We start from the raw sequence: 16,877 nt of genomic DNA on the forward strand, positions 1-16,877 counted from the left end.
AGAAAAGCGAATACCCTAGCACAGTATTCGCATCCTATAGTAGAAATTTTTATTCTCTTTAATTTTTTTTATCTCTTTTTAATTCTTCGTATTCTCCCCAAACCAAATAAACTATTCCTGCTATAAGTGAGAGTAAGCTAAAGTTACTAAGGGTGTTCCCAACATCACCTTGCCACATGGCTTCACTTATATATTTAATTGCAATTAGAATTGTTGATATGGCGATAAATGACATCCCCACGCTTCTTCTTCTCATATGTAATCACTCTCCCAAAATCATGTTACCAAACTTATCTTGTTACTCTTTAATAAGGACTAATTTGTTGAATAAGACTAATTCCTTGTATATGCATAAAAATTAACCGGAAAAGATGTGTGCCATTTTATCAAGCGAAAACTGTTTCATATATTAATCTTTCACACAGGGCTAACCTTAATCCCCTCTTCCCTCTTGATATTATATAAATTTCAGAATGTTGTAAAGTGGTTAAATATTGGTGTTTACTCGGTTACACCGTATTGAAATACCCGAAAGAAACAAAAACAATAACGGTTTCTATGAAAAATCAGGAACAAAGAAAGAAGTCCATGAACGGTTATCTACAGAAAAAGGAGATAAGCTTTACTAGTAAAAGATATGGGTAAAAAGGTGGGATAATCCATCTGCTTTCCCAAAATATGAATTCTAAAAACGAAAAAAGAGAGGGTGCCCCTCTAAAAATCACTTTTCAGTGAACTTTTGGGACAGCCTCTTCATCCAATAATAATTTACTTCTACTGATTATCATATAACATTTCTAGATCAACAATCGTCTTCCCTTCAAAAGTATACGAATCAGTAATTTTCCATTTATCTCTTACTTTCTCTGCCTCGAAGATATGATTTATTCCATCCTCCGTCTTATAGACGACGTATGCATTTGCGTTCGAACTCTCTTCTATTAGAGCAGTAGTCTTCACCACATTCTTTTTATTTATTTTCTGCTCTTTTTGAAAATCACTTGCAAATTCAAGACTTAAAACCGTTACTTCAGCTTTAGAATATTCTCCTAGCTCAATTCCCAATTCACTACCAATTTCCTCGACCATATAATTTCTTAAGAAGGTTTCTTGATCGACCTTATCGTCTATTAGCCCATAATTGGCTGCTTCATTGGAAATCTCCTTCCCCTTAACAGTACTCAAATCAACCACAATCGCTAATTTCTTCATCTCGATTAATTTTCCATCATCATATAAAGCAGGAATGATAGTAAATACATGATCCTCAGATGGTTCATATAACGCGCTCGTCTTTACAACATCCTTTTCAAAATTGACTAAAGGAATGGTTTTCTTATCTTCCTCTAGGAGTTCCAGTTTTTCCCCATTATGGTTATAAACAAGAAAATCATAAGTTGTATCTTCACTCATTGGCGTATCCAGTTTCATATGGATTTTCGTTCCACTAGGTGCTAATTGAACATCAACTACTTCAAATGTATAAGCATCCATTTCCTTTGTTTTCGTTACATCGTAGACTAGTGCATCTGTATTTTTTCTTACAGGTAGTTGAAAACTCCAGTCGCCTATTTTATTAAACACTTCACTAAAGCTAATATCTAAAGTAAAACTTTCCGGTAGCCTGACATTGGTCTCAATCGTTCCGAGAACAAGGTCATCTTTTACCGTACTATGTGTGTTCATACCTGTGACTATCTGATCATCCACTCTCATTTTAATCTCTGTTTCCAACGCTTTGTAATCATCCATTTGTTCTTGAATTGGGATGGAGTATCCAACTACTAATCGAAAATTATCATAGTATACTTCTGTAATCGTTATCGGAATATCTCGATCAACAAACGTTTCCCCAACACTTGTTACAAGACCTTCATTTGAGGCTTGTTCTAATCCAGTATCAAAATAAGACAATACACTCCCAACTAATGGGACCTGGCTAAAAATCTTAGCCATAGCAGGAGAAACAAATGCAGATCCGAATAGAATTACCATTAGGGTAGCAGCCACTGCGATAACGTAACTGACCTTTCTAGGTCTTTTTTTAGCAGAAGAAATAGAACCAGTAATTGCAGAGTTCAACTGATCTTCCGGAATCGGAATCGCATTAATTTTCTCTTTAAAGTTCTCTATTTCATTACCCATTCATATAGTCCTCCTCTATCTTTCCTTTCAATAATTTAAGTGACCGATGCAATGATGATTTAACTGTTCCCTCCGGACATTGTAGAATATCAGCTATTTCTCGATTAGTTAAATCCTCGTAGTATTTTAGAATAATAACCGTTTTATCTCTTTCATTTAAGTAATCTAATAGTTGATATAGATCTATTTTTTCTTCGGAATGAATAGTTCGTTCTTCTTTTAAATCAACATTTCCGTTTTCAAATGGGACGATTTTTTTCTGGCGCCTTAGAAAGTCAATGGCACAATTGATGGTTATTCTTTTAAGCCAAGCAGAAACTTGGTTAACATCTTTTATTTTCCCGATAGAGATTAAAGATTTGTACGTTGAATCCTGAACGATATCCACAGCATCATTTTCATTTTTTACGTATAGAAAAGCAATTCGGTAAAGCCTATGTTTTTCTGCAAGAATGATTTTTTCAAAGGCTTTTTTATTTCCTTTTACGGCTTTTTTTACATCGTGTATCGTATACATGTTGTCCTCCTTTCCTATACTTGACGGCTGAAGGGGTAGAAATCGTTGCATTTATTTGTAGAAAGAATTAATAATCTAGATATTATGTACTAAAAAAAGAAACCACTATATTAGATTAGCGGTTACTTTTGGTTTCATCAATTTAATTTTTAAAATGTATAAAAATCTATTACTGAAGGCTTGCTGTAAAGATTTTCTTTCCTTTCCTACTTATATCAAGCCACCACCCAAATGATTCCGAGTGTCACTCCATCCTCAGCCTCATCTCTTCGACCTTCTAACCAACCAATATACAACAATTCCGATCACTAAAATAACAAATGCCCCATAAATATACAATCGATAGGATTCAAAAAATTGTCTAAATGCATCATAACTCCCATTAAAATAGTTACCAAGCATAATCATTGCGTACGACCAAGGATAAATCCCAATACATGTTAAAATTAAAAAATTCGCTACATTAACCTTGCTCAACCCTGCAACATACGAAATATAATTTCCAATACCAAATGGACGTGATAAGGCTATACTCCATATCCCATACCGATTAAAAAACGTCTCCGCTTTATCAAATCCCTTATTAATATATCGGTTAGAAGTAACTTTTTTCAGTTTCCTTGCCAGGAAATAAGGAAATAAGCTGGCAAGACTGTAACACAAACTCATTTTTGCTGCCAGCAAAATAGCATCAACATAACTTGGAGACAATATGTAACCAAATGATAGCACTAGTATAACTCCCGGGAAGGGTAAAGAAGATCCTTCCAATAACATGACAAAATATAAACCAGGCTCTCCGATGGCTTGAAACCAGTCTAATAACTTTTGGAACATCGTATTTTTCCTACCTCCCACTGAAGTATCCTTAACCAAGGCAGGTTATTTGTTCATCATAGTATTTGCTAATGTGATGATTTTTACTTATATATATGTGTTATAAGTGATAGCCATCAACACATAGAAGCCACTTTTAGATCTTCTGTTTTAAGATAAGAAAAATCCTACTGCTACCCCATTACATCTCGAGATTCCTTTTTAATTTGGGAAATGAAACAAGCCAAGCTTCAAGTAATTTTTCATCTCATATAAAATATGCACGAGATCCATCCCATGCTTTCCTTTTGAAAATACAAAAACCACACAAATTGTGTAGTAAAATAACCTCATACACTTAATTTGTGTGGCTACACCTTGTAAATGAACAATAGAACAAGGAGCTTTTCCCTCATCCCAGAAAAATTATTTCATAATAATTCAACTAATTCATGGCATCTTTCTTTTGTAGGGTTTGCTAGCACGGTCACAAATTCTAAATGTTCCATTGTACCGCCTTCATATTTAAGTGATGCCTCTTTTGCATTTTCATCTCTATACTTGATACCTCTTCCATCCCTAACAAAACTTCCACCAGCCTATAAAGTTAGTCCTCATCGAGTACAGTTGAAATTATCCTTTAGATTAAAAACGTTTGCCAATAGGTAACTTAGGGGCAGACCCAATGTCGCCCCACTTTATCCATCCGCTCTCTAAAAATGTGTCTTTCCTAACTGACTTTTTCAAATACGTAGGTACTATCTTTTATTTCTTTAATTGTTACTTTATCTCCAATGTTTACTTTGTCTTTCATAAATCCTGTTACTTTCAGCTTATTGGATAGTTCAATTAACACTACTTGATAAGGTGCTAGATCTGCAAATTCTGGTGGAGCTATATGAATGGTTGTATAGCTATACACAGTTCCGTCTCCTGAGACATCGACAATCTCATACGCTGTTGCTCTACACTCTGGACAGTAGTATTTTTTCGTAATAGACTTATAACCACATTCACTACATTTATATGCTTTCATCTAGTTACACCCTTTCCAGAATGTGGACGGTAGAGTAAGATCCCGTTCCACCTAAATTTTGTGCTAAACCGATTCTAGCTCCTTCAACCTGGTTTGGTGCCATGCCACGCAATTGCAACACAATTTGATAAAGTTGAGAAATACCGGTTGCTCCAATTGGATGTCCCTTGGATAATAATCCACCACTTGTATTAATTGGCACTTCCCCATTTTGCTTGGTCTTACCCTGCTCAACTGCTAAATAACCTTCCCGCTTATTAAAGAATCCAAGTTCCTCCGAAGAAATAATTTCTGTCATAGTGAAGCAATCGTGAATCTCCACTACATCAATATCCTTTGGGCCTACACCAGCTTTTTCATATGCAAGCCTACCAGATTCACCAACAGCAGGTATCGATAATAAATCATCTGCATTTTGCATTTGTGTTGGTCCAGAGGCTTGTGCACTTGCCAATACTTTAATATCCGATTTTTTCTTTGAAATAACAAGAGCTGCAGCTCCATCAGTTGTAGGTGAACAATCAAATAACCCTAGTGGTTCGGTGATCATCCGTGCCTCCAAAACCTCCTCTATGGAAGTTGCTTTCTTAAACTGAGCAAGTGGATTATTTAATGCATTTTTCCTATTCTTTAAAGCTACCATTGCTAGATGTTCCTTCGTAGCTTCCGTTTCATAAAAATAACGATTAGCCAACACACCAAAAAATCCTGGGAATGTAAGTCCCGCATGTTTTTCATTGGAATCATTATCCATCGCAGCGTTGATCGCTTTGGTCACCTCTACTGTTGATACGTGCTTCATTTTTTCCACTCCAGCAACCAGTACCGTTTCATATTCACCACTGATAATTCCTAATATCGCCTGACGAACTGCAATACCACCAGAAGCACATGCCCCTTCCACTTTTGCTGTCGGAATATAGCCTAGACCTAAGTCATTGGCCACAATTGCACCAAGGATTTCTTGGTTATAAATCGAACCACTCATAAAATTTCCCACGAAAACAGCATCTACTTCAGGATTTCCCGCATCGTTTAAAGCATCAATGGAAGCATCTAACAGCAAATCCTTTAATGTACGATCTTCAAATTTTCCAAACTGAGTCATTCCAACACCATGTACATATACACTCATTCCTTAACAACTCCTACCGTTTCAAGATGCTGCTTTTTCAACTCACGCTTCAGTATTTTTCCATAAGAGCTTTTTGGAAGACTATCAACGATATGAACTTCTTTAGGCTTTTTAAAGCTAGCTAAATGTTGTTTACATAGCTCAACCAGTTCTTCTGCATCAATAATTTCTTTTCCGTTTGGAACGACATAGGCAACAATGGATTCGCCCCATTTTTCATCCGGAATACCAATGACACATGTTTCCTTTACACCACTATGTTTGTTCAATACCTCTTCCACTTCACGAGGGTATATATTAACACCACCAGAAATAATGACATCTTTGATCCGATCTACAATGTGCAAATATCCCTCATTGTCTACCCAGCCGAGATCTCCCGTCTGTAACCAACCATCGATCAACGTTTTTTCTGTTGCTTCTTCATTATTCCAATATCCCCGCATTACCAAGGAGCCTTTACATATAATCTCACCAATCTCACCCGTGGGAACTTCCTTTCCATCTGAATCAACGATCTTCATTTCAACAAATGCACCTGTTCTTCCACAGGATTCCAGGCGATGAGAAATTTCATCTCTAGGCATAACAGTAATACACATCGGTGCTTCCACTTGGCCATATGTTTCTACAAACTTCGGCCCCAGTTTATCTAATGCCAACTTCAGCTTACTAGCAGCAATTGGTGAACCTGCCATATTAATAGATTTCACCCCAGCTAGTTTACTAGAATCAAATTGAGGATGCTGGATCATTAAGTTAACCATCGTCGGAACTAAGAAAATAACGGATACTTTATCCTGTTCTATATCATCGATAAAGTCTTCTGGATTAAATTTGTTATAGATAACTTGCGTTGTCCCGTGTAGCCACGCCACATGAGATAAGAAATTACTTCCGTGAGTTAGAGGAGCTACATGTCCAATAACATCCTGGTTATTCACTTCACAAACTAAACTCAAAGATATTGCTCCTGCCAGAATATTTTTATGACTTAGCATAACCCCCTTAGGATTACCAGTTGTTCCAGAAGTGTACATGATCGCAAATAAATCATTTTCATTTACCTCTTCATTTACGACCTCTCCAATATGATCAGTCAACGCTTGATCATATTCATCTCCAACGAAAACACTCTCCACCTCAACATCAATTAGTTTTATTAGCTCCTCTTCCCCAATTAATATAGATAAATCCGCGTCCTCAATTTGAAATTTATGCTCATTTGGATGAAGCTTATAATTAAGTGGAACTTTAACAAAACCACCATAAGCAGCCGCTAAATCTAATTCGACATATTCTAATCTATTAGACATAAGGACACCGAAGCGATCGCCTTTTTTCAGACCCTTGTTTCTCAAAAAAGCCGTAATTGCCATTGCACGTGAATATAGCGTTTCATAGGTAATTGACTTTACTTCAAATTTAACCGCTGTTTTATTTGGATATGCGCGTATAACTTTGTTAGCTTGAGAACCTATTGTTTCCATATCGATGATTAACTCCTTTCTGTAAATTGAAATACTGGCAGATTCCACACCGGATCAATGTTTCGTTGCAAATGGATATCATTAGTTGGCTGAATGACATATTCAATTGTTACAGCAGTGGGATTTTCCCCACGTAAAAAATGTCCTCCAGATATCGTTCCTTTACTATCGACAAAAAGCCCATGGTAATGAATATCCAACTCACCATCGGCATCAAGACCTATAAATCCTGTTCCCGCTAACAACTCAACTGGACTCTCTAGATAAATTGGATCAGAATAACCAATTTCTTTTTCCTCATTCAAGGCAATTTGAACAAATCCTACTTGTGATAAAGAACCAATACACTGAAAACTCGCTGTCTTTATTCCGTGCTCTTCACAAGCCTGGATAATCCCCTCAAACAAATCAACACCTTTTGTTAGTCTTCCCATCACACATTGGTCATTAGTTCCTATGACACTTTGAATTTGTTCTTTGGAATACTTTTTAGCCAATGTCTACACCTCCATCAACACGCAATGTTTGTGCAGTAGTATACCCTGCGGAAGGTGATGCAAAATAGCGAACCGCTTCCGCAATATCCTCAGGCGTCCCCATTCGTTTAATTACTTGCTGGTCATAATTATAGTCTAAGCCCTGTGTAATTCCCGTCTGCGTTGCACCTGGAGCAACTGAGTTGCATGTAATCCCAAACTCCCCTAATTCCTTAGCAACCCATTTCGTTAAAGCAATCAAAGCACCTTTTGATGCTGCATAAGCTGGACCTGAACGACCTTTTTTGGACCCTACATGGCTAGACAAAACTCCACCATTTATCCCTGACACAGAGCTAATATTTACAATCCGGCCATAATTATTTTTCAACATATGTGGATAGACGACTGCTTGCATAAATAAATAAGCAGCTTTTACATTAGTATCCATATCTCGGTACCAAATCTCTTCCGTCATTTCTTCCAAATCAACTCTTCCACAAGTACCAGCATTATTAACTAAAATATGAACATTACCAAATTCACGAACTGTATCCTCGACAACCTCATTCACAAAAGAAGCATTACGGATATCACCGAGTTTTTCTAACACGTGAACTTCTTCATTTACAGCTTTAATTTTACAAATAGTTTCCTCACATGAATTTAAATCTACTAATGTAACATTAACACCACGTTCTGCTAATTTGATAGCTGATGCGCCGCCTATCCCTCCAGCGGCTCCAGTTACAATTGCAGCTTGATTCCTCAACTCCATAAAAAACCTTCCCTTCTATATAAATTCGTTCTTAATCTATTTTTAATAAGTCCGGCAAGAAGTTTGATATAGCCGGAACATATGTAATTAGCAACAATACTGCTATTGCAGCTACTACAAATGGGATGATTGCTTTAGATATTTCTACTAAGGAGGAATTCGATATCCCGCTCGCAACATATAAGTTCAATCCTACTGGCGGTGTAAACAATCCAATTGCTAAGTTTACCGTCATAAACACACCAAATACAGTTGGATCGATATCAAAAAACAAAACTACCGGTATCAAAATCGGTACGAAAATGTACAATGCGGAAATAGCATCGATGAATGCGCCAGCAATCAATAAAATTAAATTAATTAGAAGCAAAATAATGATCGGATTTTCTGATAAACCTAATAACAAATTAGAGATATCTCTTGCAATCTGCTCTGTCGTTATAATGTAGGCAAAGATGGAAGCCGTACTTACAATGAACATTACAATTGCAGTTTGTACGGATGCATCAACAAAAATTTTATAAAGCTTTTTGAAGGTTAATTCTCTGTAAATAACTGCACCAACAAATAAACCATAAAATACCGATACTACCGCAGCTTCTGTCGGTGTAAATATTCCTCCATAAATACCTCCAAGAATAATAACTGGGATTAATAATCCCCATAGTGCTTGGTAAAAGGATTTTCCGACTTCGCTCAAGGATGCACGTTCAGTTGTTACTGCAATTTCAGCTTCTGTTTTTGTATCTTCGGTAAGTACTTTTGCTTTTTTGTGGTCATTTCTCCAGCGCACATACATCATAGCTAGGACCAACCCAAACGCAAGTAAAATACCTGGAATGATACCCGCGATAAATAATCGTCCGATAGACACTGGAATTTGGTCTCCAGCCACTACTGCGAAAACGATAAATGCAATACTAGGTGGGATAATAATCCCAATCGAGCCGGAACTTGCAACAAGGCTTGCAGCAGTCTCTTTTTTATAGCCATTTTTCACTAAAGCAGGAATCAACATGCCACCAATCGCAGCTACAGTGGCAGGACCAGATCCGGAGATAGCAGCAAAGAAAACTGCTACAATAACCGTTATAAATACGATCCCACTCTTAAAATGGCCAACAAGAGCTTGTGCAAAGTTTATTAACCTTTTTGATATACCAGAATACTCCATAATAACCCCAGCCAAAATAAAAAACGGTATCGCGAGGAGAGTAAACTTAGCAACACTGGCATACATGATATCTGCAATCAGATCTAATCCATTAGTTCCAATAGATACTAATAATGCGCAAATTGAAGAAACAGCAAGGGAAATCCCAATTGGTATTCGTAAAAGAATTAGCAAGAAAAATAACCCAAATAACAATAACGCAATCATTGACTCCCCTCCTGTTCCAATGATACTTCCTTCCATTCTTTAATTAGCGCCTCAATGGAACGAATCGTACATAATAATGCGCCAAACGGTAACCCTAACGAGAATGTCCAACGCGGCCAACCTAATGCTGGTGTTGTTGAATTCATATCCATTTGAAATGCAACCATGGCAAAACCGTAATAGGTAAACAAAGAGAAAATTACAATGGAAATAAATCCAATTAAAATAGTTAAAAAGCGCTTTAGCGAAGCTGGTGATTTATCATAAATTAAGGAAAACCCAAGGTGTGCCTTTTTACGCACACCTATGGATGTACCAACAAATGTCAGCATCACAAATAGATTAATAGTCACTTCCTCCGTAAATGCCAAGGATAGGTCAAACAAATTACGGGTTAATACATTACTGAAAGCGATAATAGACATGACAGCTAACACGAATACAACAATCATTTCTTCTACACGACTGAGCCATTTAGTCACGTCTTTAACCCCCTTTTCCAATTAAGGTGTGAATGCCTCAAGTAAGTCGGCTCCCCAAATATCTTCATATTTGTCATAAACTGGTTGTACGGTTTCTTTAAACATAGTAAGTTCTTCATCTGTTGGATAGTAGAACTGCATACCTTTATCTTCCAGTTCACTAATTTGCTCTGCTTCTTTATCACGTGCTAACTCAACTTGATATTCAGCAGCTTCTGCACCTAATTTAGTAATTAATTCTTGATCTTCTTCACTCATAGAATCAAATAATTCTTTATTGATTCCGAGTACTAGAGGATCGTAAGAGTAGTTCCACATAGTAATATAATCCTGAACTTCCTCTAATCTAGAAGAATGGATAACATCGATTGGATTTTCTTGGCCATCAATTGTATTTTGTTGAAGAGAAGTGAAAACTTCAGAGAATGTCATTGTCGATGGGTCTGCTCCTAATTCACGCCATAAATCGGTATACATCGTGATTCCAGGAATACGCATCTTTAATCCTTCAACGTCAGCAGGTGATTTGATTTCATGTACACTGTTTGTCACTTGGCGGAAACCATTTTGACCATAACCAAGTGGTTCAACACCAATTTCTCTTAAAATATCTTTTAACGCTTCTCCACCGTCTCCACCGAACACTTGATCAACTTCATCTAAGTCTTTAAAAAGGAATGGAGCACTTGCTACCCCAAAGCGCTCATCTAAAATGGAATAAATAATAGTTGAGTTAAACGTTAAATCAATCGTTCCTTTAGATAGCAACTCTACCGCCTTACCAGAGTCCCCACCTGATAATTGTTCATTTGGGAAAACTTCCATCGTAATACGTCCGTCTGTTTCTGATTCAAGGTCTTCAGCAAGCTTCTCAGCTGCTTGGTACCAAGTTGAAGAATCATTTACCGTTACAGACATCTGTAATTCATATTCCTCTCCACCATCTGAACTTGAACCTGAATTAGAGGAACAAGCACTTACAAATGCAACGATAAATAACAATAATAAAACACTAATAAACTTCTTCTTCAATTAAATTACCCCCTATAATTTGATCTCTTAATAAATAATCATAAATAAAATCAATAATATGAAGCGCTTCTATTTTGTCGGAAAGCCCTGCCCTCTCAATGCCTAATTTCATTTGTAATAGGCATCCAGGATTCGTAGTAATAATAATATGCGTTCCACTTTTCTTTACATTATCCATTCGATTATCTAAGATTTTCATGGACATTTCTGAGTGGATTAAATTGTAAATACCAGCAGAACCACAGCATTGATCTGCCCCTTCAAGCTCCAAATATTCCACATTTTCAATAGACTGTAAGATTTCCCTAGGTTCCTTAATTACATGATTTACATTTCTTAGATGACAGGAATCCTGATACGTAACCATCAGTTTTTCGCCATTTGTGTTTCGAAGTGGAAGTTCCGTGATACCCAACTTGTGAATGAAGGATGTAATGTCAATTGTTTTTTTTGAAAATAGCTTTGCCTTCTCCAAATATTCTGGTTCATCCTTTAAAAGGTGTTCATATTCCGATAAAAATGCTCCACAGCCACCTGCATTATTAACAATATAATCAACATCTCTAGCGAAAAAACTATCCAGATTCCTCCTTGCGTTTTGTTTCGCCTTTTCCAACTCGCCACTATGACCATGTAATGCCCCACAGCAAAATTGGTCCTCTGGAATCCATACCTCACAGCCTAATTTTTGGAGTACTTTAACGGTTGCGTCATTCGTTTTAGAAAAAACAGTCTCCATTAAGCATCCCGTAAAAAATGCTACCTTCGTCGTTTTCGTTACCGGTTGATAAACCCTTCCTCGAACATTTCTGTCCTTCTCAATTGGTGGTAAGACTTTTTCCATACCACCTAATATATCAGGGAAGAATGATAAAATTTTCATCTTCCTTGTAAGCGTTTGCATTCCGGACCTTTGATAAAACCGTACTAATCCCACGGTTTTACTCATTTTATCTGGTTCTTGGAATAGGTAATCAAATGCAACTTTACGTGCAGTTTTTTCTTTTAGTGTTGATTTCCTTTCCTGCTGAATGACATCTCTAGCATTTTCCAAAAGATGGCCATATTCTACTCCAGCTGGACAAGCTGGTTCACACGCCCGACACCCAAGACATAAATCCAAGGATTCTTCAACCGAATCATCAAATGGAACATCTCCATCTCGTACCGCCTTCATTATTGCTAATCTACCTCTAGGTGACTGGGTTTCATCGTAATTCAAATGTATGTAGGTCGGACATGCTGGTAAGCAAAATCCACATCGCATACAATCTAGCAATTTTTCTTCTTCTAAATTCTCTTTAAAACCCTGCTGAATTCTTTCAGTTAATGATAGATTAGACATTAGCCATCACCAAACGTTCTTTTGTTGACTTCGCAAACACTTTTCCAGGATTCATTATGTTATGTGGATCTAACACTTCTTTTATTGCCGTCATAACCTGAATTCCTGCCTTACCTATTTTCCATTCTAGATATGGAGCTTTCATTTCACCTACTCCATGTTCTCCAGTAATGGTTCCCCCTAGATCAATTGATGCATAAAAGATTTCTTCAAACGCCTGCTCGACTCTTTCCATTTCCTCTTTGTCACGTATGTCTGTCAAACAAGTTGGATGTAAATTTCCATCCCCAGCATGACCAAATGTCCTTATCGTTACATTATACTTTTCAGCAATGCGAGTAATTTCACGTACCATTGGTGCAATCTTAGACCTTGGTACAGTTGCATCCTCTAAAATCGTTGTCGGACGCAGTCTAGCTAAAGCAGATAAAGCATCGCGTCTAGCAGATCGTAAATCCTCTGCCTCTTCTTCTGTTTCTGCTTTTTGTACATCAATAGCACCGTAATTCGAACAAATTTGATAAATTCTCTCTATGTCTTTTACTACTGTCTCTATCGCCCCGTCTTGTTCGATTAATAACACAGCCTCACAATCCGTAGGAAGACCAATTTGTTTATAATCTTCCATTACTTGAATGGTACCTTGATCCATAAATTCAAGTGTAGTCGGAATAATTCTAGCAGCTAAAATAGCTGATACTGTTTCTGCAGCGTCCTCTAACGTTTTAAACATCGCTAAAATCGTCTCCTTATACGAAGGCTTTGGAATTAACCTCAAAGTAGCTTCCGTAATAACAGCTAGCGTCCCTTCTGAGCCCACAAGCAAACTAGTTAAATCATACCCTGCCACATCTTTGGCAAGTTTTCCACCAGTGCGAATGATCTTTCCATTAGGTAAAACAGCTTCAAGTCCTAAAACATAGTCTTTTGTCACACCATATTTCAATCCTCGAAGTCCACCAGAGTTTTCACTAATATTGCCACCGATCGTAGAAATTTTTAATGAACTCGGATCAGGGGGATAGAATAAGCTTTCTCCTTCAACATAGTCTATTAATGTTTTTGTAATAACACCCGGTTGTACAGTAACAGTTAGATTTTCCTCATCTAACTCTAGGATGCGATTCATATTCTTAAAAAGTAAAACGGCACCTCCATTGGATGGACTTGTTCCAGCCGATAGATTTGTTCCAGAACCTCTTGGAACAATTGGGATTTTATTTTCAGCACACACTTGAACGACTTGGGCAACTTCTTCCTTATTACGAGGTGCTAGAATAACATCTGGCATCGTTTGGAAGTTAGCAGTTGCATCATAGGAATAAGCAAGTTTTGCTGCTGTCGAATATTGAACATTTTCAACCCCACAAATTTCTTGAAAAGTTTCAATTACATTTTCTGCAAGTTTTATATATATCCCCCTCTACCCTAGTTTATTGGCGCCTTGAAATTTATTATATTATTCGGAATCGTATAAATCTATATGATAGGTTACAAAAAAATAAGAATTTTTATGCAATTACTTTGTGATAGAATACAAATTCCCATGACAAAATTTAGGATGTAGCCTTATTTTTCATACAGAAAACGATATCCAACGTATAAAATTACAAGATCGTGTATTTTACTTAAACTTAGTCTAGTTAACTCTTCAATTCGTTTTAGTCGGTAAAGTAAAGTGTTTTTATGAATATGTAATTGTTTAGCCGCCCTTTGATTGGACATATCATTATGGAACCAACATTCAAGTGTTTGTAATAGAACTTCCTCACCTACTAGAGGTTGAATAGTTCGTTCTACAAAATTTCGTTTGGTACCATCATTTAAAGCTTGCTGTAAAATATCAAATCTCAATTCATCTTCAAATATAATATTATGTTTCTCAGAGGACGCTCCACATGCTCGGTCTGCCTGTTCAAAAGAAACATACAGCTTTTCAAATCCTGTAGCTTGCCCGACCCCAACATAAACATCTGCTTTCATCGTTATTTCTATTTCCTTTAGGAACTTATCTAACTTATGATATAAGCCACATTTCTCATAGCTATCCGTTAAAAGCATTAGAATTTTATCCTGCCCCCATCGTATGAATAAAGTATCTCCTTTTTGGTCCCAAGCAGTTTTTAATAGATTAATATCCTTATAAGAAAGTTGTAATGCTGATTGTTCCGTTTTTAATACAACTACACGTTCATATTGGTTCATTTGGATATTAAAAAAATGACTACGCTCTATTAAAGATTTAGATACCTCCTTTGAATTTAACCAATCAAAAACGAAAAACTCTAGTTCTCGTGCTTGCCTTTCTTGGTTTGTTTGAATGATCGAATCCTGAACAAAGAGCTCGGCTACTTTTTGAACAAGTAATGCAAATGGTTCCACCACTTTTGGTTCCCCCGTAATACCTAAGCACCCTTGTGGTTTGTCATCTATCATAATTGGCAGAGCAACACCTTTACGAACCCCTTTTAATTTTTTCGTTAATTCTTCCGTCATAAACATGTTTTGTTTTTTTTGCATCGATAATAGTGCACCTTCGTGAAACTGACCTATACGTGAGGGGTCTGTACTGGCTACAATAGTTCCTTCTTGATTAGTTAAAATTACATCTTCGTTAATTAATTTGTGTACTTCTTGGACTACGGTGGCATAGAATTTCCCAGAGTGGAAAAGTTCGTTCATGGAATTCCTCCTTATATTGAATATTTCGACTTTTTCAGTTAAATTAATACCTTTTAACAGACTTAATTGATAGCGGGATCTTAGAGGATATATAGGCTTAAGTAGGGTTTATTATATTTTTATATAATTCGACATTATTATTAAAATTCCTTTGAGATGTAGATGAAAGAAAAATAATCCTACTTACTAGAAACTGAAGCAAATGGATGGGATTCGTCCTTAGGAGGGGCTTGTACTATTAGCTATTGATGTACTTACCATATCGATTTTTGTTTCGATTTCTAAACTCCGCTTCCTCCGCTCTAGAGCACACTTCATTAAAAAGCCATATCTTTTCTGCCCTATATTTCGTTTATTATTAAGTAAGAGATTTTTAAATTATGGAGGGGATAACCATTAAAATCGCAGCGATTTATGATATTCATGGGAATTTGCCTGCACTGAACGCAGTGCTAAATGAACTTGCAGACATTAAGCCGGATTCTATTGTTGTCGGAGGGGATATTGTTTCTGGACCTATGCCTAGTCGAACTTTAGAACGGATTTTCTCATTGACTGATAAGGTAAGTTTTATTCTTGGAAACGGAGACAGGGAAGTTGTGATGGCCTTTGATGGTAAGCCACTCCCGTCCGTTATGTCGGAAAAAGGACGGGAGAGGACACAATGGGTTGCTGAACAGATAACTCGATCTCAAAGGAATTTTCTATCAGAGTTACCAACAACGATAACGTTTTCTGTTGATGGATTAGGTGACGTTCTATTTTGTCATGCCACTCCAAGTAGTGATGAAGATATTTTTACACCTCTTACCTCGCAGGAACGACTTGCCACTATTTTTGCAAATATCGAGCAACAGACTGTCGTTTGTGGACATACTCATATGCAATTTGAAAAACAAATAAATGATAAGCATATTATCAATGCAGGGAGTGTAGGGATGCCCTTTGCTGATGAACCAGGAGCATATTGGCTTCTACTTAGCCCAAAGGGAATAGAATTCCGTCGGACGACATTTGATTTGGAGATGGCTGCACAAGAGATCAGGAAAAGCAAAGACCCACAAGGGAATGAATTTGCTGAGAAAAACGTGCTTGAAATTCCAACAGCTGTAGAAATCGCGAAATTATTAGAGCGAACTTAGTGTGTTGTTGTATAATTAATAATTTGCCACAATAGTGCGCAAGACTGGAATAAGAAGACCTCCTTATCTTCTGCTATACTGGCCATCGTATTATTTGGTCAATCAGAACAATTTCTGGTTGGCCTATATCTTATTATAAACCAAGGTGCCTGTCCCTGCGGTCTTTTGTTTATATACAAGTCCCTAGCAAGTAGTTACATAAGATAAGACGAAGGCACAATTAAATCCGCTAGTTGTGCCTTCTTTCACGCAAATACTTCCGATTGTCCCCTTATTTACCACTCTTCCTAAAATGAGCAATAGAAACGTCCCCATGTTCACCAAAAACCCTTTTATCTTATATACTTATTCAATGTAGGGATAAATAGATAATATTTTCTAACAGCATTTTGATAAACTCCGTTATGTTCATTCATTTCA

17 protein-coding genes are annotated in these 16,877 nt (G+C 36.9%); 1 reads left to right on the forward strand and 16 read right to left on the reverse strand.

Annotated features, from left to right (window positions below; all coding sequences use genetic code 11):
* Positions 1-58: 58 nt before the first annotated feature.
* The 16 genes from ACFSTA_RS08475 to ACFSTA_RS08550 form a co-directional block, all read right to left on the reverse strand.
* Positions 59-256, reverse strand: coding sequence for a hypothetical protein (locus ACFSTA_RS08475; protein WP_377556181.1), 198 nt, complete (start codon positions 254-256; stop codon positions 59-61).
* Positions 257-774: 518 nt separating this feature from the next.
* Entirely contained in the window at positions 775-2,145 is a 1,371-nt protein-coding gene (locus ACFSTA_RS08480; RefSeq protein ID WP_377556182.1) for a DUF4179 domain-containing protein, read from the reverse strand.
* A complete protein-coding gene (locus ACFSTA_RS08485) occupies positions 2,138-2,662 on the reverse strand; it encodes a sigma-70 family RNA polymerase sigma factor (protein ID WP_377556183.1) in 525 nt (174 codons plus the stop codon). Before ACFSTA_RS08485 ends, ACFSTA_RS08480 begins: the two co-directional genes overlap by 8 nt.
* Before the next feature lie 261 nt (positions 2,663-2,923).
* On the reverse strand, positions 2,924-3,499 hold the full coding sequence (locus tag ACFSTA_RS08490; protein WP_377556184.1) for a DedA family protein: 576 nt from the start codon (positions 3,497-3,499) through the stop codon (positions 2,924-2,926).
* 410 nt (positions 3,500-3,909) lie between these two features.
* Complete coding sequence (locus ACFSTA_RS08495; RefSeq protein ID WP_377556456.1) at positions 3,910-4,044, reverse strand: lysozyme inhibitor LprI family protein; 135 nt, start codon at positions 4,042-4,044, stop codon at positions 3,910-3,912.
* Between the two features lie 164 nt (positions 4,045-4,208).
* Positions 4,209-4,514 carry a Zn-ribbon domain-containing OB-fold protein gene (locus ACFSTA_RS08500; protein ID WP_377556185.1) on the reverse strand — a complete coding sequence of 102 codons (306 nt, stop codon included), beginning with the start codon at positions 4,512-4,514 and terminating at the stop codon, positions 4,209-4,211.
* A gap of 4 nt (positions 4,515-4,518) precedes the next feature.
* Positions 4,519-5,649 (reverse strand): thiolase C-terminal domain-containing protein, encoded by a 1,131-nt coding sequence (locus tag ACFSTA_RS08505; protein WP_377556186.1) that lies wholly within the window; start codon positions 5,647-5,649, stop codon positions 4,519-4,521.
* Complete coding sequence (locus ACFSTA_RS08510; protein ID WP_377556187.1) at positions 5,646-7,139, reverse strand: class I adenylate-forming enzyme family protein; 1,494 nt, start codon at positions 7,137-7,139, stop codon at positions 5,646-5,648. The genes ACFSTA_RS08505 and ACFSTA_RS08510 overlap by 4 nt, the downstream gene beginning before the upstream one ends.
* Positions 7,140-7,147: 8 nt before the next feature.
* Positions 7,148-7,636, reverse strand: a complete 489-nt coding sequence (locus tag ACFSTA_RS08515; RefSeq protein WP_377556188.1) for a PPC domain-containing DNA-binding protein — start codon at positions 7,634-7,636, stop codon at positions 7,148-7,150.
* Positions 7,629-8,393 carry an SDR family NAD(P)-dependent oxidoreductase gene (locus ACFSTA_RS08520; RefSeq protein ID WP_377556189.1) on the reverse strand — a complete coding sequence of 255 codons (765 nt, stop codon included), beginning with the start codon at positions 8,391-8,393 and terminating at the stop codon, positions 7,629-7,631. Before ACFSTA_RS08520 ends, ACFSTA_RS08515 begins: the two co-directional genes overlap by 8 nt.
* Positions 8,394-8,424: 31 nt before the next feature.
* On the reverse strand, positions 8,425-9,774 hold the full coding sequence (locus tag ACFSTA_RS08525) for a TRAP transporter large permease (protein WP_377556190.1): 1,350 nt from the start codon (positions 9,772-9,774) through the stop codon (positions 8,425-8,427).
* Positions 9,771-10,256: a TRAP transporter small permease gene (locus ACFSTA_RS08530; RefSeq protein ID WP_377556191.1), complete on the reverse strand. Its 486-nt coding sequence runs from the start codon at positions 10,254-10,256 to the stop codon at positions 9,771-9,773. The genes ACFSTA_RS08525 and ACFSTA_RS08530 overlap by 4 nt, the downstream gene beginning before the upstream one ends.
* A gap of 21 nt (positions 10,257-10,277) precedes the next feature.
* Complete coding sequence (locus ACFSTA_RS08535; protein WP_377556193.1) at positions 10,278-11,288, reverse strand: DctP family TRAP transporter solute-binding subunit; 1,011 nt, start codon at positions 11,286-11,288, stop codon at positions 10,278-10,280.
* Positions 11,269-12,633, reverse strand: a complete 1,365-nt coding sequence (locus ACFSTA_RS08540) for a (Fe-S)-binding protein (protein ID WP_377556194.1) — start codon at positions 12,631-12,633, stop codon at positions 11,269-11,271. The genes ACFSTA_RS08535 and ACFSTA_RS08540 overlap by 20 nt, the downstream gene beginning before the upstream one ends.
* On the reverse strand, positions 12,626-13,924 hold the full coding sequence (locus ACFSTA_RS08545; RefSeq protein ID WP_377556196.1) for an FAD-linked oxidase C-terminal domain-containing protein: 1,299 nt from the start codon (positions 13,922-13,924) through the stop codon (positions 12,626-12,628). Before ACFSTA_RS08545 ends, ACFSTA_RS08540 begins: the two co-directional genes overlap by 8 nt.
* A gap of 278 nt (positions 13,925-14,202) precedes the next feature.
* The gene (locus ACFSTA_RS08550) at positions 14,203-15,315 is read right to left on the reverse strand and encodes a CdaR family transcriptional regulator (RefSeq protein ID WP_377556197.1); all 1,113 of its coding nucleotides are present in this window, start codon (positions 15,313-15,315) and stop codon (positions 14,203-14,205) included.
* Positions 15,316-15,695: 380 nt separating this feature from the next.
* Here ACFSTA_RS08550 and ACFSTA_RS08555 point away from each other — a divergent pair, with 380 nt between their 5' ends.
* Positions 15,696-16,457: a metallophosphoesterase family protein gene (locus ACFSTA_RS08555; protein WP_377556198.1), complete on the forward strand. Its 762-nt coding sequence runs from the start codon at positions 15,696-15,698 to the stop codon at positions 16,455-16,457.
* Positions 16,458-16,877 lie beyond the last annotated feature (420 nt).

Source organism: Ornithinibacillus salinisoli, from assembly GCF_042684965.1.
GTDB lineage: Bacteria > Bacillota > Bacilli > Bacillales > Amphibacillaceae > Ornithinibacillus > Ornithinibacillus salinisoli.